Below are 16,948 nucleotides of genomic sequence, written 5' to 3' on the forward strand. Positions count from 1 at the left end.
TCCTGTCAGGTCGTCGGTGCGGTCAGGCCGGTTCGATGTCCGGCCAGGTCAGGGTGGTCGCGCCCCAGGTGAGTCCGCCGCCGAAGGCGGTGAGCAGGACCTGCCGGCCGGGTACGAGGGCTCCGTCGCGGCCGGCGTCGCCGAGGGCGAGGGGGATGGACGCGGCGGCGGTGTTGCCGACGCGGTCGAGGTTGACGTAGCAGTCCGCGCGGTCGACGCCGAGCCGGTCGGCGACGGCGTGCAGGATGCGCAGGTTGGCCTGGTGGGCGACGACGAGGTCGGGCCGCCGTCCGGCCAGGACCCGGCGGGAGGACTCGGTCATCCGCTCGACGGCGCCCCGGAAGACCGCTTTGCCGTTCATCCGGAAGTACGGGTCGGCCGTGTCCCCCGCGGTGGGGTGGGGGTGGCGGGAGCCGCCGGTGCGGACGGTGATGAGGTCGCTGCCGTTGCCGTCGCTGCCGAGGTCGAAGGTGCCGAGGGCGCCGGGTTCGGCCGGGTCCCCGGCGCGCAGGACGACGGCTCCGGCGCCGTCGCCGAAGATGGCGCGGGCGGCCCGGTCGGCGGGGTCGAGGATGCGGGAGAACGTCTCGGCGCCGATGACGAGGACGCGTGCGGCGGTGCCGGCGGCGATGAGTCCGGCGCCGGTGGCGAGGCCGTAGAGGAAGCCGGTGCAGACGGCCGCGACGTCGAACGCGGCGACGGTGCCGAGGCCGAGCCGGGCGGCCACCAGGGGGGCGGTGGCCGGGCAGGGGTGGTCGGGGGTGGTGGTGGCGACGATGACAGCGTCGACGTCCCGGCCGCCGGGTCCGGACGCGGACTTGAGGGCCCGCCCGCCCGCCTCGACCGCCAGGTCGCTGGTGGCCGTCGAGGCGTCCGCGATGTGGCGGCGTCCGATGCCGGTGCGGCTGCGGATCCACGCGTCGGAGGTGTCGACGAGCGTCGCCAGTTCGTCGTTGGTCAGCGCGTACGGCGGCACCCAGGTGCCGAGCCCGCACACGACGGCCGCCTTGTTCATGAGGCCCCGCTCTCCAGCCGGGCCACCTGTCCGCTGACGTCGTCGAGGTGGTCGGCGACCGCCCGGTAGGAGGCGAGGACGGAGACCTCCACGTAGGGCAGTCCGTTGCGCAGGCAGAAGTCCTTGACGATGGGCTGGGCGCGGCGCAGGTTGGTGCGCGGCATCGACGGGAACAGGTGGTGTTCGATCTGGTAGTTGAGGCCGCCGTAGAAGAAGTCGCTGAGCCTGCTGGGTTTGAGGTTGCGGGAGGTGACGACCTGCCGGGTGAGCCAGTCGAGGTCTTCCTTGTCGCCGTCGCGGACGGGCATGCCCTTGTGGTTGGGGGCGAACATCAGGCCCATGTAGAAGCCGAAGACGGCCTGGTGCAGGGCGAGGAAGGCGACGGCCTTGCCGGGCGGGAGGACATAGAACAGGGCGGCGATGTAGAGCACCAAGTGCAGGGTGATGACGGTGAGTTCGGACTTGCGGTACTTGGTGAGCGCCCCTTTGCGGGCGGCGACGTACCCCGACAGGTGGAGGCGTACGCCTTCCATGGTGATGAGGACGAAGAACATCCAGGACTGGTGGCGGACCACGAACCGCTGGAAGGGCGTGGTGCGTTTGACCCGGTCGCCGGCGTCGAAGATGACCTGGCGGCGCAGGATGTCGGGGTCCATGGAGAGGTGGTTGGGGTAGTTGTGGTGGGCGGTGTGGTGCTTGACCCACCAGCCGTAGCTGACGCCGGTCAGGAGGTTGCCGTGGAGGTAGCCGATGGTGTCGGCGGCCTTGCGGGTGCGGACGATCTGCCGGTGGCCGGCGTCGTGGCCGATGAGGTCGCTCTGGCCGAACATCAGGCCGAGGTACACGGCGACGGCGAGCTGCCACCAGGTGTCGCCGAGGAGTGCGAAGGCGGTCCAGCCGGCCGCGAGGAGCAGGAGGTTGGCGGCGATCTTGTAGACGTACCAGCGGGGCCGGGTGTCCATCAGTCCGGCGTCCCGCACGAGCCGGGTGATCTCCTCCAGGGTGCCGGTGCCGTGGACGTCCCGGGCGTCGGCGGTGGTCATATCGCCTCCTCCAGGCCCATGTAGATGAGCCGCTTGCGCTGCATCGCCTCGGACCAGGCGTGGGCGGTCTCCACGCGTTCCTCGACGGTGGTGTCGGCGAGGCGGCGGCCGGGCCAGATCTCGTAGTCGCCCGCGAGGTCGCGGTGCGCGTCCAGGCCCTTCTGGAAGAGGGTCTCGCGGCGCAGTGTCATCTCCGTGGCGGGCAGTTTCTCCCACAGGGCGCGGCCCCGGGTGATCAGGTCGAGGAGGCGTTCCTTGTCCTCGGGGTGGGCGAGGAGGTGCTCGCGGGCGACGGAGCTGCCGACGGTGAGGTGGCGGATCTCGTCGATGCCGGCGCCGCGTTCGACGTCGGCGGCGGCCGGGTCGAAGACCCGCCACTTCAGCTCGGAGAGCTGGGCGGCGGGCGCGAGGACCCCTTCGACGAGGATCGTCAGGACGACGACCCCGCCGATGAAGTCCCGTTCGTCGCGCAGTACTTGGAGTCCGAGGTTCTCCAGCGGTACGAGGACGGCGTCGCGGTCGGCGGCGGCGAGCCGGTCGACGGTCGCGAACAGGTCGTGTTCGGGGACGCCGAGGCTCAGCAGGTGGCGGCGGAACACCATCGCGTGCCGGGCCTCGTCCATGAGCTGGGTCGTGTAGAACTCCAGCGTCGCGGTGTCGGGGGCGAGCGCCACCATGTGGCCGAGGGCGCGGGTCGCCTTATCCTCGGCGATGGAGCGGAACGCGAGTTCCTGGGTGAGGGCCTCGTTGAGGGGCCCGGGGTTCCGGGTCACCTCGTGGGGGCGTACGTCCTCGTCGTGGCCGAGGACCTTGCCGCGCAGGGTGCCCTGGGGGACGGCGCGCAGCCAGTACCGCAGGTCGCAGTCGGCGGCGGTCAGTTCGAGGGAGCCGGCGCCGTCGACGAGGGACGGCGCGCGGTCCCAGTCGGCTTCGGGCGGGATGGAGGCGTCGGTCATGGTCAGCTCCGGGTCGTGTCGTCGGCCGGTGAGGCGGGGGCGGGGAGCCGGTGCAGGTTTCCGGCGAAGGTGAGCAGCGGGGTGTCGGCGGTGCCGAGGCGGGCGTCGGTGACGAGGCCGAGGACCAGTTCGTGGTCGCCGGCCGGGACGGTGCGGGTGACCCGGCACTGGAGCCAGCCGACGGCGCCGCCGAGCAGCGGGACCCCGTCGGCGGTGTGGCCGGCCCAGACCTCGGGGCCGGGGCGGGTGAGCCCCTCGCCGCGGTCGGAGCGGGCGAAGTGCCTGGCCAGGGGGTCCTGGCGGCTGCCGAGGACGTTCACGGCGAAGGTGCCGGCGGCGAGGAGGGCGGCCAGGCCCCGGCTGCCGTGGCGCAGGGCGACCGACACCATCGGCGGTTTCATGGAGGCGAGGGTCAGGGTGGAGACGGTGACGCCGTGGGCGTTCTCGTCGCGGTTGCAGGTCAGGACGGTGACGCCGGTGGCGAGGCGGTGGGTGGTGGCGCGGGCGGTGGCGGCGGCGCTGCCGGCCGGCCAGTGGGCGGTGCGGGTGGTGCTCGGGGAGGTCATGGGGTGGGCCTCGCGTCGAGGTGCTCGACGAGGCGGGTGCGGTCGGCCGCGTGGGCGGCGTACTCGGACCGGAAGCGCTGGAAGGCGGGGTCGGTCACCGGCTCGAAGTGCAGGGCGAAGGGTTTGAGGAAGTTCCCGAACAGGGCCCGGTCGCCGAAGAGGTGGATGGGCAGGGCGAGCAGCGCCCACTCCGCGCCCGCGAGCCAGATCCACAGGAGGGCGACGACGGTCTGCGTGGCCAGGCTGTGCATCGTGTTGTAGAGGACGTAGTAGATCTTCGGGAGCTGCTTGTCCTTGCTGCGGTGGTAGGCGATGGCGCCCGGGATGTAGCCGATGAGGTCGATGTAGAGGAAGAGGGCTGTGGCGGGCAGCCAGCGCACCTCGCCGAGGTGGGCGAAGAAGAAGCCGACGGCGACGGCGAGGCCGACCGCGTACTCGGCGCGGATCAGCCGGTAGGTGACGGGCGTGTCAAAAGTGTTCTTGGCGTCCATCAGTGGGCCCCCGCCGTGCGTTCGCGGGCCAGTTCGACGGCCCGGACGAGGGCGTCGTCGCCGACGATCTCGGCCTTGGCGAACAGGCCGGTGACGACGAGGCCGATGGTCTCGCGGAAGACGCGTTCGGCGACGGGGTCGAGGATCCCGGCGAGGCTCGGGATGCCGAAGTCGAACTCGGTGGCGAAGTCGATGAGGCTGTCCTCGCCGTCGGGGCGGATCCGCCAGGTGCCGGTGAACTCGGCGAAGTCGCCGTCGTCCTGGGCGAAGGCGATGGTGAGGGCGGCGCGGTCGAAGGTGTCGGTCTCGCTCCAGCGCAGGATGCCGTTGCGGAAGTACACCTCCCAGTCGCTGTGTTCGGTGCCGGCGTCCGCGCGGGTCACCGTCACGGACCGGACGACGGGCGAGAGGCGGGGGTAGGCGGCGAAGTCCTTCACCCGGTCGAACGCGTCGGCGGGTGCGACGGCGACCGCGCGGATCGTGACCTGTGCGCTGCGCATGGTCAGGCACCTCCTGGGGTCGGTGTGTAGCGGGCGGCCTGGATCCGGCAGGCGCGGTCCATCGCCTCGCGCAGGAGGTCGAGGTCCGCGCCGTCGAGGACGGCGGGCGGGGTGAGGCGCAGGACGAGGTGGGAGTTGAGGGAGTGGTTGGCGATGACGCCGTGCTGGATCAGCTCGATGAGGAGGTCCCCGGCGGGCCCGGGTTCGGCGAACTCGATGCCGAGCATCAGCCCGCGCCCGCGCACCTCGCGGACCGCCGCCCCGAAGTGGCCGGTCACGATGGCGCGCAGGTCGGTGAGGAGCCGCGCGCCGAGGTCCCGGGCGCGGGTGACGAGGTCGTCACCCCGGATCGCCTCGATGGCCCCGCGGGCGGCGGCCATCGCGAGGGGCGCCCCGGAGAAGGTGGAGGTGTGCAGGTAGGGGTCGCGGTCGAAGGCGGCGAAGGTCTCCGGGGTGGCGAGGACCGCCGAGACGGGCACGACACCCCCGCTGAGCCCTTTCCCGACGAGCAGCATGTCGGGTACGACGCCCTCGGCGTCCGCGCCCCACCAGGTGCCGAGGCGTCCCAGGCCGGTCTGGATCTCGTCGAGGACCAGGAGGGCGCCGAACTCGCGGCACAGCGCGGCGACTTGGGTGAGGTAGCCGCTGGGCGGGATGACGACGCCGGCCTCGCCCTGGACGGGTTCCACGAAGACGCAGCCCTCGCCGGGGATGCGCGCGAGGACGTCCCGGAGGGCTTCGGCGTCGCCGTAGGGGACGTGCGTGGTGTCCGGGAGCAGGGGGCGGAAGGGGTCCTGGAAGAGGCTCTTGCCGGTGAGGGTGAGGGCGCCCATCGTCTTGCCGTGGTAGCCGCCGTCTGTGGCGACGAGGCGGGTACGGCCCCGGGTGCGGGCGAGTTTGATCGCCGTCTCCACGGCTTCGGCGCCGGAGCCCGCGAAGTGCGTGCGGGTCAGGCCCTGGGGGGCGACGGACACCAGGGCGTCGGCGGCGAGCGCGGCCTGGGGCTCCAGGAAGAGCCGGGTGGCGATCGGGTGGGTGTGCAGCTGGGCGGCGACCCGGCGGACGACGGCCGGGTGGCGGGCGCCGGTGAGGAAGACGCCGTAGCCGCCGCAGTTGAGGAACCGGCGGCCGTCGGCGGTGGTGACGTGGGCGCCCTCGGAGGCGACCTCGACATGGCCGCCGAACAGCTCGCCGAGGGTGGCGCGGCCCTTGCTGAGCCGGGTGCGGTACAGGCGCCCGAGGGCGTGCCGGTCGGGCAGGACGTCCGGTGCGGGCGGGGTGATCGTCACGGTGTCTCCATCTCAGGCCAGCCGCAGCGGTTCGCCCGCGACGTGCGCGAGGAAGGGGGCGCGGAAGCTCGCGCGGGACGGCGGGTGGAAGGTCAGGCCGTGGGCGACGGCCGCGAGGTAGGCGACGTCGGAGGAGCTGATGAACGCCATGCCGCCGAGGGTCTCGACGGCCGCGTTCACGCACGCGCCGAGGGCGTCCTGTACCGCGTACCGGGCCACCAGGGTCTTGGCGAGGGCCTCGTTGCCGCGTTCGCCGTCCATGACCATGCGGGCGACGCCTTCGAGGAGGAGGTGGGCGCTCTCCAGCCGGGCGATCAGGTCGGCCCGGTCCGCCTCGCTGCCCCGGCCCGCCCGGTACACGCGCTCGACCAGCGCGGACACCATGCCGACGTAGGAGGCGGAGATGAGGAGTTCGAACCAGATGAACCCGGTGGTCTGGAGCTGGTCGAGTTCGCCGGACTCCCCGAGTTCGGTGCGCATGATGAGCTGTTCGTCGACGAAGACGTCCGTGAGGCGTACCTCGTCGCTCTCCGCGCCGGCCAGCGCCCGGCTGCGCCAGAAGGGGTGGCTGCTGATGCCGTCGGTGGTACGCGGCACCAGCAGCACCGCCATCTCCTCGCCCCCCTCGGGTGTGGGCAGGGCGACGCTCGCCGTCAGCAGGTCCATGGACCGCGAGAGGCTGCACGGCTTCTTGGAGCCGTTGACGAGGTAGCCGCCCTCGGCGGCCGTCGCCCGCATGGTCGGCGCCAGGATGCCCTGGGCCGGGCGGCCCTCGGCGAACCCGGAGGCGACCAGGAGGTTCTGTTCGGCGATCCCTTCGAGGAGCGCCCACTCCATGCCGCTGCTCTTGATGGAGTCGGCGAGCGTGAAGAGGGTCGCGACGGAGAAGTGGTGCATGGTCGTGGCGACGGCCAGGGAGGGCGAGGCGGCGCCGATGGCCCGGACGACGGCGAGCGCCTGGAGGGGGTCGGCGCCGATGCCCTGGTACTCCTTCGGGATCACCAGCGCCGGTCCCCCGGCGGCGCGGAAGTGCGCGAGGCCGGGGCTGCCGGGTTTCTCCAGGTCGGTGAGCGGAATGTCGTCGAGGCTTTCGAGCAGGCCGGGCAGACAGCTCTCGCAGGTCTCCCGGGCCGCGTCCAGGGCACGCATGGGCTTCCTCAGGGTCGGTGGTGGATGCGGGACACGGGGTGGGCGGCGCCGAACACGGCCTCGCGGGGGCGCAGGGCCCGCCCGCTGACGCTGACGCCCTGGACGTGGGAGGTGCGCAGGGCGGGGTAGTTGGCCTCGCCGAACACGCCGCCGGTCAGGCCGGTGCCGCCGTGGGTGGGCAGGTAGGGCAGGAAGCCGATGTGCGAGTCGTTCACCTTCAGCAGGCCGCCCTGGGTGACGCGCGCGGTGAACCGGTCGATGACCGCCCGGTCGCCCGTCCACAGGGAGTTGCGCAGCCCGTAGTCGTTGGTGTTGACCCAGTCGATGAACTTCTCCAGGAGTTCCGCGTCGTCGCCGTCGGGGGGCTCGGGGACGACGACGGGGAGCAGCGGGAAGAAGGTCTCGTGGGCCACCGCGCGCACGTCGCGGGCCCCGTCGAGGCCGCGGACCACGACGACGGTGGGTTCGAGGAAGATGCCGTTGGGGTCGCGGGCTCCGTCGAGCTGCATGGCGTGGCCGCCGCACACCAGTTCGGCGCCCGCGTCGAGGGCGTCGGCGAGGCAGGAGAAGAACTTCTCGTTGCGCAGCACCGGGGTGAGCAGGACGCCTTCGTCGCCGGCCCGGCCCGGTTTCACCAGGGCGCTCTGGCGGGCGAGTTCGGCGGTCAGGGCCGCCGCGACGTCGGGGTGGGCGAGGACCTGGTTGGGGATCATGCAGAGCTGGCCGGAGCCGTAGAAGCTCTCGGTGAGGGCCTCGGCGGCGAGTTCGACGTCGGCGTCCTTCCAGACCACCACCACGTCGTTGCCGGCGAGTTCGAGGATGGGTTTCTTCCCGGCGGCGACGCAGCGCTCCTGGAAGCGCAGGCCGTTCTCGCTGCTGCCGAAGTACATGATGTCGTCGACGTGCGGGCTGTGCAGCCAGGTGTTCAGCATGGGTGCCGGGTCGCCGCACACCACGCCGAGGGTGCCGGGCGGCGCCCCGACCTCCTCCAGCGCGGGCACGACCACCTCGTGCAGGACGTACATCACGCCGAGCGGGGCGCTGCGCGGGGCCCGCACGACGAGGGCGTTGCCCGCGAAGAGCGAGGTCACACCGAGGAGCGCGCTGGACAGGGGCGCGTTCTGCGGCGGGTTGAGGCAGACGACGCCGTCGGGCTGGCGGCGTACGGAGATCTCGCGGACCCCGTGCCGGAACTCCTGGAGCATCTGGGCGCGGTAGAAGCCGAGCGACTCGGGGCCGAAGCACTCCAGCATGCCGGAGACCTGCCAGCGGGCGAGCGCCAGCGGGTGGCCCTCCTTGACCAGGATGTCGGTGATCTCCCCGGCGCGTTCGGCGAGCCGCTCGCGCAGCAGGGTGCCGAGCTGGTCGAGGCGGACGTCGAGGGGCACCGCCGACCAGACGCGGGTGGCGCGGGCGGCGGCCTCCAGGGCGTGGACGACGGTCTCGCGGCCCGCCTTGGCGACCCGGCCGACGATGGTGGGCGGCAGTTGGCTCCCGCCCGTGTGCTGCCCGCGCTCCAGTTTCCGTTTGAGGGTGAGGCTGGTGAACGCGTCGTCGAGCAGTGCCGCCGCGTCCAGGACGTAGATCCACTCCGTGCCCGGGATGTTCTTGCCGTCGACGTAGGAGAGATACGTCGGGGTCCCCGGGGCGAGGCGGACCTCCTGCGTGCCGTTCACACGTCCCCCGCTTTCGTCAGGTGCTCCGGGCCGTCTGCATATGCGCTTCCGGCTGCGCTCAGTAATCTCGCAGCGGGGACTGAGAAGGCCCTGAGACGGGGCTGAGACGGCCGTTTCAGGGGTATCGAAGCCGGTGGTCCGAGAATCCGCGGGAAAGGTATGCGTATACGAGTCCAGGTCCGGCCGGGCGACAGGGGGACGGAATGTCAACGACCGAGGGTTCGGTGGCCTTCGACACCGCCGCGCAGGCGTTGCGGAAGTACGCCGACAATCCGAGCGCTTTCCTGGCGCTGAACACGGGCACCGAGTATTTCTCGGTGCCGGGTACGGAAGGGTTCGTCGCCTATCGGACGGCGGGCCGTTATCTGGTGCAGTTCGGCGGGGTGTTCGGCCCGGAGGAGGAGCGGGAAAAGCTCCTGGACGCCTTTGTGGAATTCGCGCGGGCCGCGCGGAAAAGGGTCTGCGCGATCCAGCTCCAGCGCCCGGACGCCGACCTGTACGCCCGCTGTGGATTCACCGTGAACCAGGTGGGGTCGTCGTTCTCCCTGCATCTGCCCGATTTCACGCTCAAGGGGTCCCGGTTCGTGAAGCTGCGCAACAAGATCTCCCGGGCCGGGCGCAGCGGCCTGCGCGTCGACGAGGTCGCCCACGAGGACGTCGCCGAGGAGCTCGCGGCCCTGGACCGGCGGTGGCTGCGCGGCAAGGGGCGGCACGTCAAGGAGATCGAGTTCCTCGTCGGGCAGTGCGGCGGGCCCGCGCAGGGCGAGCGGCGGCTGTTCGTGGGGCGGGTGGAGGGGGCCGTCGTCGCGTACATCTCCTACTCCCCCGCCTACGGTTCGCGTCCGGGCTGGCTGCACGACCTGAGCCGGCGGGACAGCGGGGCGGGGCCGGGGGTGATGGAGGCGGTCAACGCGCATGCCGTGGGCGTGTTCCGGGAGGAGGGGGCCGAGTGGCTGCACTTCGGGTTCACGCCGTTCACGCGGCTCGACCAGGACGTCGAGGTGCCTGCCGCGAGCGCGGTGACGGGGCGGTTCATGCGGTTCCTCGCCGAGCACGGGGAGAAGGTGTATCCGGCGTCCAGTCAGCTCGCGTACAAGGAGAAGTGGGCGCCCCAGCTGGTGCTTCCCGAGTATCTGGCCTTTCACGGGCGGGCCCGGTTCGGGGCGATCTGGCAGATCCTGCGGGTGACGCGGTCGATCTGAGGGGCCGCGCGGTAGCGGCGCCCCCTGGCCCTGTGCGGGGCCGGGGGGCGCTTGTCGGTGGTGGCTAGGTGTCGGTGGTGGCAGGTGTCAGTGGCCGGGCGGTGTCAGCGGCCGACCATTCCGGGCAGGGGTTCCTGCCGGAGGATCTGCTGGAAGCGGGCGCGCAGGGCGTGCCCCGGCTCCAGGCCGAGCCCCTGGGAGAGGCGCTGGCGGGTGCGGTGGTAGGCGTCGAGGGCCTCGGCCTGGCGGCCCGAACGGTACAGGGCGGTGATCAACTGCTCGCAGAAGCGTTCCCTCAGCGGGTACTGGGCGTGCAGCTGCTCCAGTTCGGTGACCGCCCAGCGGTGCATGCCCAGCGCGAACTGGGCGTCGAAGAGCTGCTCGTACGCCGTCAGCCGGGTCTCCGTGAAGCGGGTGGCGGCCATCCGGCACAGCATGCCGTGGCCGGTGTCGAGCAGCGCGGGCCCGCGCCACAGGGCGAGCCCCTCGGTGAGCAGCCGGACGGCGTCCTCGGGAGCGGAGTCCTGGAGGAGCGCCGCCCTGCGGACCAGGTCGCAGAAGAACAGGGCGTCGACATGGCGGTCGGGCAGGGAGAGGGCGTAGCCGAAGTTCGAGGTCACGATCAGGTCCCGGAGGCCGCCTGTTCCGGTACGGGCCGCGATGATGCGGCGTAATCGCGCGATATGGCCGTGCAGCGAGTTCTCGGCGCGACGGGGCGGGTTCTCGCCCCACAGTTCGTCGATGAGGTCGTTACGGGAGACAGGACGATTGGGAGTCAGCGCCAAAGTAGCGACAATGGCACGTAACTTTTCCCCGGGAATGTCCAGCGAAACATGCTCGTCGGTCATCTCCAACGAGCCCAGCAGGTGAATCTCCATTCTCACCCCAACATCCGAGTGCTCGGCGCGAGAGCGCCACAAGACTACGGAGGAAGAGCACATGAGAAGACGGGACGGCAACCATCACGACGAACAGCCCGCAGGGGCGTCCCGATCAATGATTCACGCCTTGCCTCATTGACACACTTTCCGTACGACTGTAAATGGAAGCAACTTCCCCCGTGGCCGCCATCTCCCGAACGCTAGCCCTCCCACCTGCGGATGGTCAACAGACTTGCCCCGCGGAGACACACCTCACGAAGTACTGAATCGACGGACCACTCCATTCCACAACGGGTAAATAAGCAGCAAAGGCCGCTGGCAAAGACCGAAGCGGCCGATCCCCATCCGCTCACCGAGAGTCACCCACCCCAAACGGAGGCCGTGACGCACGTCACATAACGCCGGTCCGTACGAGGGCCGTCGCCGCGGTCACCGCTCCCCCGGCCTTTCCTGACCGGATCCCGCGCGGCTACCCGAGGCGGGCGAGCTGCTCCCGGACGCGTTCCTCCGGTACGGGCCGGTGCTGGTCCGCGTACATCGCGGCGGCCTCCTCCCAGACGGCGCGCGCCTCGGCGGGGAGGCCGAGGGCCTCGTACGTGTGGCCCAGGCGGTCGAGGGTGTCGGCGACCCAGCGGTCCGAACCGGAGCCCCGGTAGCGGGCCACGGCGAGCCGGTAGTGGTCCACGGCCTCCCGGTGGCGGCCGGTGTGGTGGGCGATGTAGCCGAGGCTGTCGAGGATGTCGGCCTCGATGCTCTCGTGCCCGGCGCGGCGGGCCAGCGGCAGCGCGGCCTCGCAGTGCGCGCGGGCCGGCGCGTAGCGGCCGAGGCGGGCCTTGTACCAGCCCGCCGCGTTGAACGCGGCGGCCTTCAGCGCGGGCAGCTCGGACTCCGGGAGGGCCCGCAGCGCGCGGTGGGAGTGCGCCAGCGCCGGCCGGAGGCGGTCCTGCTGCCCGTACGCCTGGGCGAGCGCAATGTGGATCCGGGCCTGCGCCCCGCGGTCGCCGGCCTGTTCGGCGAGGGCCAGCGCGTGCGCGAGGTGCTCGCGGGCCTCGTCGTACGCCCCGACGTGGGTGCTGGCGTGCCCGAGGCGGCGGTGGACGCGCAGGTGGACGTCCGGCGGGTCGTCGGGGCCGAGCGCGTCCAGGGCCGCCCGCCACATCGCCACCCGGTCGTGGACCTGGCCGAGGAGGCCGTAGAACTGGTCCAGGCTCCACGCGAACTGCCACACGGACCGGCGCCAGCCCCGCTCGGTCGCCAGGCGCTGCGCGGCCAGCAGGTTGGGCAGTTCGCGGGTCAGCCACCGCAGCGCCTGCGCCTGGCTGGTCAACGGCCGGGGCCGGCAGCCGGGTTCGGGCTCGCCGAGGTCGGGGGGCACGTCGTCGAGGGGCATCACCCGCAGGCTCCCGGACACGGTGTGCAGATAGAACCCCGTCAGCCGGCGCAGCGCCGCCTCCCGCTCCTCGGTGGCGAGGTCCTGGCGGCCCCGGTCGGCGGCGTACAGGCGGACCAGGTCGTGCATGCGCCACCGCCCCGGCTCCGCCTCCTCCACGAGATGCAGGTTCTCCAGCGCCCGCACCGCCGCGCGGGTCACGCTCCCCGGCAGCCCGGCCAGGGAGGCCAGCGCGAACAGCTCGATGTCGGGCCCCGGAGCCAGCCCGAGCAGCGCGAACAGCCGGGCCTGTACGGGGGTCAGCGCGTCGTGGGACCAGGAGAAGACGGCCCGTACGTCGGTGGCGAGGTCGCCGCCGTCGAAGGCGTCGAGGCTGCCCCGGTTGTCGCGCAGTTCCTCGGCGACCGCCCCGAGGGGGAAGCCCGGGTGGGCCGCGGCGCGGGCGGTCGCGATGGCGAGGGCCAGCGGGAGCCGGGCGCACCGGGTGATGATCTCCCGCACGGCGTCGGGTTCGGCCGCGACCCGCTCCTCACCGAGCCGCCGGCCCAGCAGGGCACGGGCCTCGACGGGCGAGAGCAGGTCCAGGGCGATCGGGTGGGCGCCCTCCGCCGCGACGAGGCCGGTGAGCCGGTTGCGGCTGGTGACGACGGCCAGACAGCCGGGCGAGCCGGGCAGCAGGGGACGTACCTGGTCGGCATCACGGGCATTGTCCAGCACCACCAGCACCCGCCGCCCCGCGAGCAGGCTCCGGTACAGCCCCGCCCTCGCCTGAAGCCCCGCCGGAACATGCTGCGCCGGTCCCCCGAGCGCGCCGACGAAGTCCCGCACCGCCTGCTCGGGCGCCAGCGCCACGCCCGACGGATCGAACCCCCGCAGATTCACATACAACTGACCGTCCGGAAACCGATCCGCGACCCGATGAGCCCAGTGCACCGCCAGCGCCGTCTTACCGATCCCCGCGGTACCCGACACCGCCGACACAACCACCGCGGTAGGCCGCCGGTCAGCAGCAGCCAGAATCCCGTCAAGCCGAGCCAACTCCCGCTCCCGCCCGGTGAAACCCCGGGCGGCCAGGGGAAGTTGGGCCGGGGGGAGAAGGGTGGGGACGGCCGGCGGGGTGGCGGGGACGGCCAGCGAAGTGGCCGGGCCGGACGGCAGAGCGCCGGAGCCGGGGAGCTGGGCGTCGGAGCCGGGGAGCTGGGCGCCAGGACCGGGCAGCGACGAGCCGGAGCCGGACGGCAGGGCCCCGGAGTCAGACGGCGGGGCGCCGGGGATGGATGGCGGGGTGCTCAAGCCGGGCAGCGGGGCACCGGAACCCGGCGGCAACATGCCCGGACCGGGCGACACGGCACCGGAGCCGGACTGCGGCGTGCCGGGGCCGGACGGCAATGTGTCGGAGCCGGGCGGCGGCATGCCGGGGATGGGTGGCGGCGAGCCGGAGCCGGACGGCACGGCACCAGAACCGGGCTGCGGCGTGCCAGAGCCGGGCAGCGCGCAGTCGGAGCCGGGCAGCGGCGTGCCGGGGATGGGTGGTGGCGAGCCGGAGCCGGACGGCACGCCAGGGCCAGGCGGCAGGACACCTGAACCCGGCAGCGACGTGCCGGAACCGGGCTCCGGCACGCCAGGACCGGGAAGCGTGCTGCCGGAGCCGGAAGGCAGCACACCAGGACCAGGCGGCAGGACACCTGAACCCGGCAGCGGCGTACCCGGGCCGGGCAGCGGCGTGCCAGGGCCGGACGGCAAAGTGCCGGAGCCTGGCGGCGGAACGCCAGGGCCAGGCGGCACGGCACCGGAACCCGGCAGCCACGTGCCCGGGCCGGGCAGTGGCGTGCCGGGGTCGGACGGCCGTGTGCCGTGTGGTGGCGGGGGCAGGGGCTCGCCCCGTAGGAGTGCCTGGTGGATCTGGCGTGCCTCTGTGCCCGGGTCCGTGCCGAGTTCTTCGGCCAGGTGGTTGCGGAGGGCGGCGTAGCGGGTGAGGGCCTCGGGGCTGCGGCCCGCTGCGGCGAGCGCGCGCATCAGGGCGACGGTGAGCGGTTCGACGAGCGGGTGTTCGGCGGCGAGGGCGGTCAGCGCGCCGATCACTCCGGTGGGCCGGCCGGTGCGGTGCTCGGCGTCGGCCCAGCCGAGGACCGCCTCGACGCGTTCCTGCCGCCAGCTCTCCCGGGTGTGTTCGGCCCACGTGCCGGTCAGCCCCGCGAGGGGTTCCCCGCGCCACCACCCGAGCGCCTGGCGCAGGGTCTCCGCCCGCTCGGCGTCCGTGCACCCGGCCGTACGGGCCCGCTCGACGACGTACCGGAAGCGGTGGAGGTCGACCTGCTCGGGCGGTACGTCGAGCAGGTACCCGCCCGGTCCGCGCCGCAGCCGCAGCCCCTCGGCCGCCGGGGCCGCGTCGGCCAGCGACAGGCGGATCCGCGCGATGTGGGCGTACAGGGAGGGCCGTACCCGGGCGGGCACCGCCTCCCCCCAGACGCGGTCGACCAGCGTCTCGACGGTCACCCAGCGCCCCGTGTCCACCAGGAGCGCCGCCAGCACCGCGCGCCGCTTGGCCGGGCCGGGGTCCACCGCCGTGCCGTCCGCGCCCCGTACCTCGACCGTGCCCAACAGCAGGAATTCCGTCACGCGCTCTCCCCGACCTCGCGGCTCACCCACCCGCGCCGACCAGTGAAGCAAGCTTTCGGCAAGGTTCCTGCCCACATTCAGGCCACACCCTGGGGCGGCGGATCGGTGACCACGTGGGGAGTCCCCGATCCGCGCCCCCGATCCGGCGCCGGGACCGCGAGGACATGGCGGGACGCCGTACGCCGGGCCCCGTGCCGCAGGGGCCGTACGGTGTAGCCCGCCGCCGTGAGGAGGGCGCGGATCTCCTCCCCGGTGCCGTGGATCTCGCACACGACGACGGGCCGGGCCGTCCGCAGGGTGGCGGCCATCCCCCGCAGCACCCCGGGTTCCGCGCCCTCGACGTCGATCTTCACGACGTGCGGGGCCGCGATCCGCCCGCCGCGGACGAGTTCGTCGACGGACCGGCAGGCGACGGGGATCGCGGCGCGCGCCCCGGGCGGCGGGGGCAGGATGCTGAGCCGCGCCCAGAAGGGCTCCCCCGCCGGTGTGAGCAGGGCGGGTCCACGGCGGTCGGCGAGGGCGCAGGCGAGCACCGTCACGTTCGGCAGGCCGGAGAGGGCGATGTTGTGGCGCAGTGCCGTCACGTTGTCCGGCAGCGGCTCGAAGGAGTAGACGCGCCCGTGCGGGCCGACGCGACGCGCCCCGAGCACCGTGCAGAAGCCGACGTTGGCGCCGATGTCGTAGAACACGTCCCCCGGCCGCAGCAGATCCCGCAGCGCCGCCTGGACGCGGGGCTCGCTGATCCCGAGGGCGAAACTCGGCGCGGAGCCCCCGGCGTTGAACGGGGTCCCCGCGCACACCCCGAACGGGATGACCAGGTCACGACGGCGCAGCGGCCCCGGCAGCCGCCGTACGAGGGCGGCCCGGCGCGTGTCCCCGAACCGCGGCCCGGCGAGCCCCAGCACCACCCGTTCCGCGAGGCGCACCAGCGCCCCACCGCCTTCACCGGACCCACGAAGAACCTGCCCGGCATCCTGCCCGGAGTACATGTGCCTCCTCCCCACCGACCGCCGCCCCGTGGGCTCGACGGACCCTCACCGCACCACCCGCCACACCGCCGCCCAGCGCCGCACCGCGTCCAGGTCGAGCGCGCGGTGGGCCCGGTAGGCGTCGAGGTAGGCGCGGGGCGGCGGCGCGGGCCCAGCGGGGGGTGGCCGTCGGTGCCGCGCCCCGGGCGATGGTGACGAGGGTGAGGGCGGCGTCGGCGGCGGGGCAGCCGCGTGCCGCGCCGGACCAGTCGACGGTCAGCCAGACGCCGGTGGCGGGCCGCCGCAGCAGGTTGGCCGGGTTGAAGTCCCCGTGCAGGAGCCGGTTCCCGGTGGGCAGGGCCCGCGCCAGCCGGTGGCATGGCATGCCCCGCGCCCGCAGCACCTCGCGCATGGTGGGCAGCGACGCGGGCGCGGTCACCTCGTGCAGGGCCGCGTGAACGCTCCCGAGAACGTGCCCGGCCGTGACGACGGTCCAGGGCTCCCGGCCGAGTCCGTGCAGCAGGTGGGCAGGGTGGGTCCGGTCTCGCCCCGCAGCCGTCCCACGTCGACCAGTCCGGCGGACTCCAGCCGCCGCAGGGCGCGGGTGTCCGCGGTCGTGCTGTCGGAGGCGCAGTAGCGGGCGCGGTCCTCGGGCCGCAGGTCGGGCGGGTGATCGCCGTGCGGATCCGGGGAGTTGAGGTCGCCGACGAGCAGGGTGGGTTCGTCGGCGCGGACGAGTTCGATCAGGTTGGCGGCTTCGGTGAGGCGGGTGTCCGGGAAGTCCGGGCACCAGTGCGCGCCGAGGGCGTACAGGGTGCCGCCGTCCGAAAGCAGGAGGCGCAAAGCGATCAGCGCGTGGAAGAAGTCCGGGCGGCCGAACCGGGTGCAGGTCGCGGCGAGTTCGGTCCGGGTGAAGGCGGCGACGTGGTATCCGCTGTCCGCCGTGGCGAGGAACCCGGACAGCCGCGGTCGGCCCACCATGTCGTCAAGGAGGCGGCCGTCGAAGCCGCGCGCTTCCTGGAAGGAGTCGAGGTCGGGTCCGTGGGCGCGGACGATATCGACCGCCCGGGCCAGCCGCTGGTGACCGTCGCCGCTCCGGCCGCCGTCGCGAAGATTCCAGCTGATGATCCGCATGACTGGACCGCCCCCGCATCAGCCCGCCTCTGTGGGCCGGACGAGTTCAGGCGTAGGGAACAGACCGCT

At 73.1% G+C, this 16,948-nt stretch carries 15 protein-coding genes; 1 reads left to right on the forward strand and 14 read right to left on the reverse strand.

Annotation, left to right across the window (positions count from 1 at the left end; translation table 11 throughout):
- Nucleotides 1-22: 22 nt before the first annotated feature.
- The 9 genes from ACLZOT_RS23935 to ACLZOT_RS23975 are packed head-to-tail and all read right to left on the reverse strand — an operon-like array spanning nt 23 to nt 8,685.
- Nucleotides 23-1,015: a beta-ketoacyl-ACP synthase III gene (locus ACLZOT_RS23935; protein ID WP_416971084.1), complete on the reverse strand. Its 993-nt coding sequence runs from the start codon at nt 1,013-1,015 to the stop codon at nt 23-25.
- Nucleotides 1,012-2,058 (reverse strand): fatty acid desaturase family protein, encoded by a 1,047-nt coding sequence (locus ACLZOT_RS23940; protein ID WP_416971085.1) that lies wholly within the window; start codon nt 2,056-2,058, stop codon nt 1,012-1,014. The genes ACLZOT_RS23935 and ACLZOT_RS23940 overlap by 4 nt, the downstream gene beginning before the upstream one ends.
- Nucleotides 2,055-3,014, reverse strand: a complete 960-nt coding sequence (locus ACLZOT_RS23945; protein ID WP_416971086.1) for a VlmB-like protein — start codon at nt 3,012-3,014, stop codon at nt 2,055-2,057. The genes ACLZOT_RS23940 and ACLZOT_RS23945 overlap by 4 nt, the downstream gene beginning before the upstream one ends.
- Nucleotides 3,015-3,016: 2 nt before the next feature.
- The gene (locus ACLZOT_RS23950; protein WP_416971087.1) at nt 3,017-3,580 is read right to left on the reverse strand and encodes a flavin reductase family protein; all 564 of its coding nucleotides are present in this window, start codon (nt 3,578-3,580) and stop codon (nt 3,017-3,019) included.
- A complete protein-coding gene (locus tag ACLZOT_RS23955; RefSeq protein ID WP_416971088.1) occupies nt 3,577-4,071 on the reverse strand; it encodes a hypothetical protein in 495 nt (164 codons plus the stop codon). The genes ACLZOT_RS23950 and ACLZOT_RS23955 overlap by 4 nt, the downstream gene beginning before the upstream one ends.
- Nucleotides 4,071-4,571 (reverse strand): type II toxin-antitoxin system RatA family toxin, encoded by a 501-nt coding sequence (locus ACLZOT_RS23960; protein WP_416971089.1) that lies wholly within the window; start codon nt 4,569-4,571, stop codon nt 4,071-4,073. Before ACLZOT_RS23960 ends, ACLZOT_RS23955 begins: the two co-directional genes overlap by 1 nt.
- Before the next feature lie 2 nt (nt 4,572-4,573).
- Complete coding sequence (locus ACLZOT_RS23965; RefSeq protein WP_416971090.1) at nt 4,574-5,860, reverse strand: aspartate aminotransferase family protein; 1,287 nt, start codon at nt 5,858-5,860, stop codon at nt 4,574-4,576.
- Between the two features lie 12 nt (nt 5,861-5,872).
- Nucleotides 5,873-7,009: an acyl-CoA dehydrogenase family protein gene (locus tag ACLZOT_RS23970; protein WP_416971091.1), complete on the reverse strand. Its 1,137-nt coding sequence runs from the start codon at nt 7,007-7,009 to the stop codon at nt 5,873-5,875.
- A gap of 8 nt (nt 7,010-7,017) precedes the next feature.
- Nucleotides 7,018-8,685, reverse strand: a complete 1,668-nt coding sequence (locus tag ACLZOT_RS23975) for an aldehyde dehydrogenase family protein (protein ID WP_416971092.1) — start codon at nt 8,683-8,685, stop codon at nt 7,018-7,020.
- A 203-nt stretch (nt 8,686-8,888) separates the two neighbouring features.
- Here ACLZOT_RS23975 and ACLZOT_RS23980 point away from each other — a divergent pair, with 203 nt between their 5' ends.
- A complete protein-coding gene (locus ACLZOT_RS23980) occupies nt 8,889-9,887 on the forward strand; it encodes a bifunctional lysylphosphatidylglycerol flippase/synthetase MprF (protein WP_416971093.1) in 999 nt (332 codons plus the stop codon).
- A 104-nt stretch (nt 9,888-9,991) separates the two neighbouring features.
- Here ACLZOT_RS23980 and ACLZOT_RS23985 read toward each other — a convergent pair whose 3' ends face one another.
- The 5 genes from ACLZOT_RS23985 to ACLZOT_RS24005 all read right to left on the reverse strand — a co-directional run bounded on the left by ACLZOT_RS23985 (nt 9,992) and on the right by ACLZOT_RS24005 (nt 16,879).
- Entirely contained in the window at nt 9,992-10,765 is a 774-nt protein-coding gene (locus tag ACLZOT_RS23985; protein ID WP_416971094.1) for an AfsR/SARP family transcriptional regulator, read from the reverse strand.
- Between the two features lie 472 nt (nt 10,766-11,237).
- The gene (locus ACLZOT_RS23990) at nt 11,238-14,777 is read right to left on the reverse strand and encodes a BTAD domain-containing putative transcriptional regulator (protein ID WP_416971095.1); all 3,540 of its coding nucleotides are present in this window, start codon (nt 14,775-14,777) and stop codon (nt 11,238-11,240) included.
- Nucleotides 14,778-14,854: 77 nt separating this feature from the next.
- Nucleotides 14,855-15,766, reverse strand: a complete 912-nt coding sequence (locus ACLZOT_RS23995) for an FkbM family methyltransferase (RefSeq protein WP_416971096.1) — start codon at nt 15,764-15,766, stop codon at nt 14,855-14,857.
- Complete coding sequence (locus ACLZOT_RS24000; protein WP_416971097.1) at nt 15,720-16,184, reverse strand: phosphotransferase family protein; 465 nt, start codon at nt 16,182-16,184, stop codon at nt 15,720-15,722. Before ACLZOT_RS24000 ends, ACLZOT_RS23995 begins: the two co-directional genes overlap by 47 nt.
- The gene (locus ACLZOT_RS24005) at nt 16,181-16,879 is read right to left on the reverse strand and encodes an endonuclease/exonuclease/phosphatase family protein (RefSeq protein WP_416971098.1); all 699 of its coding nucleotides are present in this window, start codon (nt 16,877-16,879) and stop codon (nt 16,181-16,183) included. The genes ACLZOT_RS24000 and ACLZOT_RS24005 overlap by 4 nt, the downstream gene beginning before the upstream one ends.
- Nucleotides 16,880-16,948 lie beyond the last annotated feature (69 nt).

The organism is Streptomyces sp. 4F14, assembly GCF_048159485.1.
Classification (GTDB): Bacteria; Actinomycetota; Actinomycetes; order Streptomycetales; family Streptomycetaceae; genus Streptomyces.

Bases quoted from the DNA above. Each gene is read 5' to 3' on its own strand.
- ACLZOT_RS23935 (WP_416971084.1), bottom strand. From the start codon at position 1,015: ATGAACAAGGCGGCCGTCGTGTGCGGGCTCGGCACCTGGGTGCCGCCG.
- ACLZOT_RS23940 (WP_416971085.1), bottom strand. From the start codon at position 2,058: ATGACCACCGCCGACGCCCGGGACGTCCACGGCACCGGCACCCTGGAG.
- ACLZOT_RS23945 (WP_416971086.1), bottom strand. From the start codon at position 3,014: ATGACCGACGCCTCCATCCCGCCCGAAGCCGACTGGGACCGCGCGCCG.
- ACLZOT_RS23950 (WP_416971087.1), bottom strand. From the start codon at position 3,580: ATGACCTCCCCGAGCACCACCCGCACCGCCCACTGGCCGGCCGGCAGC.
- ACLZOT_RS23955 (WP_416971088.1), bottom strand. From the start codon at position 4,071: ATGGACGCCAAGAACACTTTTGACACGCCCGTCACCTACCGGCTGATC.
- ACLZOT_RS23960 (WP_416971089.1), bottom strand. From the start codon at position 4,571: ATGCGCAGCGCACAGGTCACGATCCGCGCGGTCGCCGTCGCACCCGCC.
- ACLZOT_RS23970 (WP_416971091.1), bottom strand. From the start codon at position 7,009: ATGCGTGCCCTGGACGCGGCCCGGGAGACCTGCGAGAGCTGTCTGCCC.
- ACLZOT_RS23980 (WP_416971093.1), top strand. From the start codon at position 8,889: ATGTCAACGACCGAGGGTTCGGTGGCCTTCGACACCGCCGCGCAGGCG.
- ACLZOT_RS23985 (WP_416971094.1), bottom strand. From the start codon at position 10,765: ATGGAGATTCACCTGCTGGGCTCGTTGGAGATGACCGACGAGCATGTT.
- ACLZOT_RS23995 (WP_416971096.1), bottom strand. From the start codon at position 15,766: ATGTACTCCGGGCAGGATGCCGGGCAGGTTCTTCGTGGGTCCGGTGAA.
- ACLZOT_RS24005 (WP_416971098.1), bottom strand. From the start codon at position 16,879: ATGCGGATCATCAGCTGGAATCTTCGCGACGGCGGCCGGAGCGGCGAC.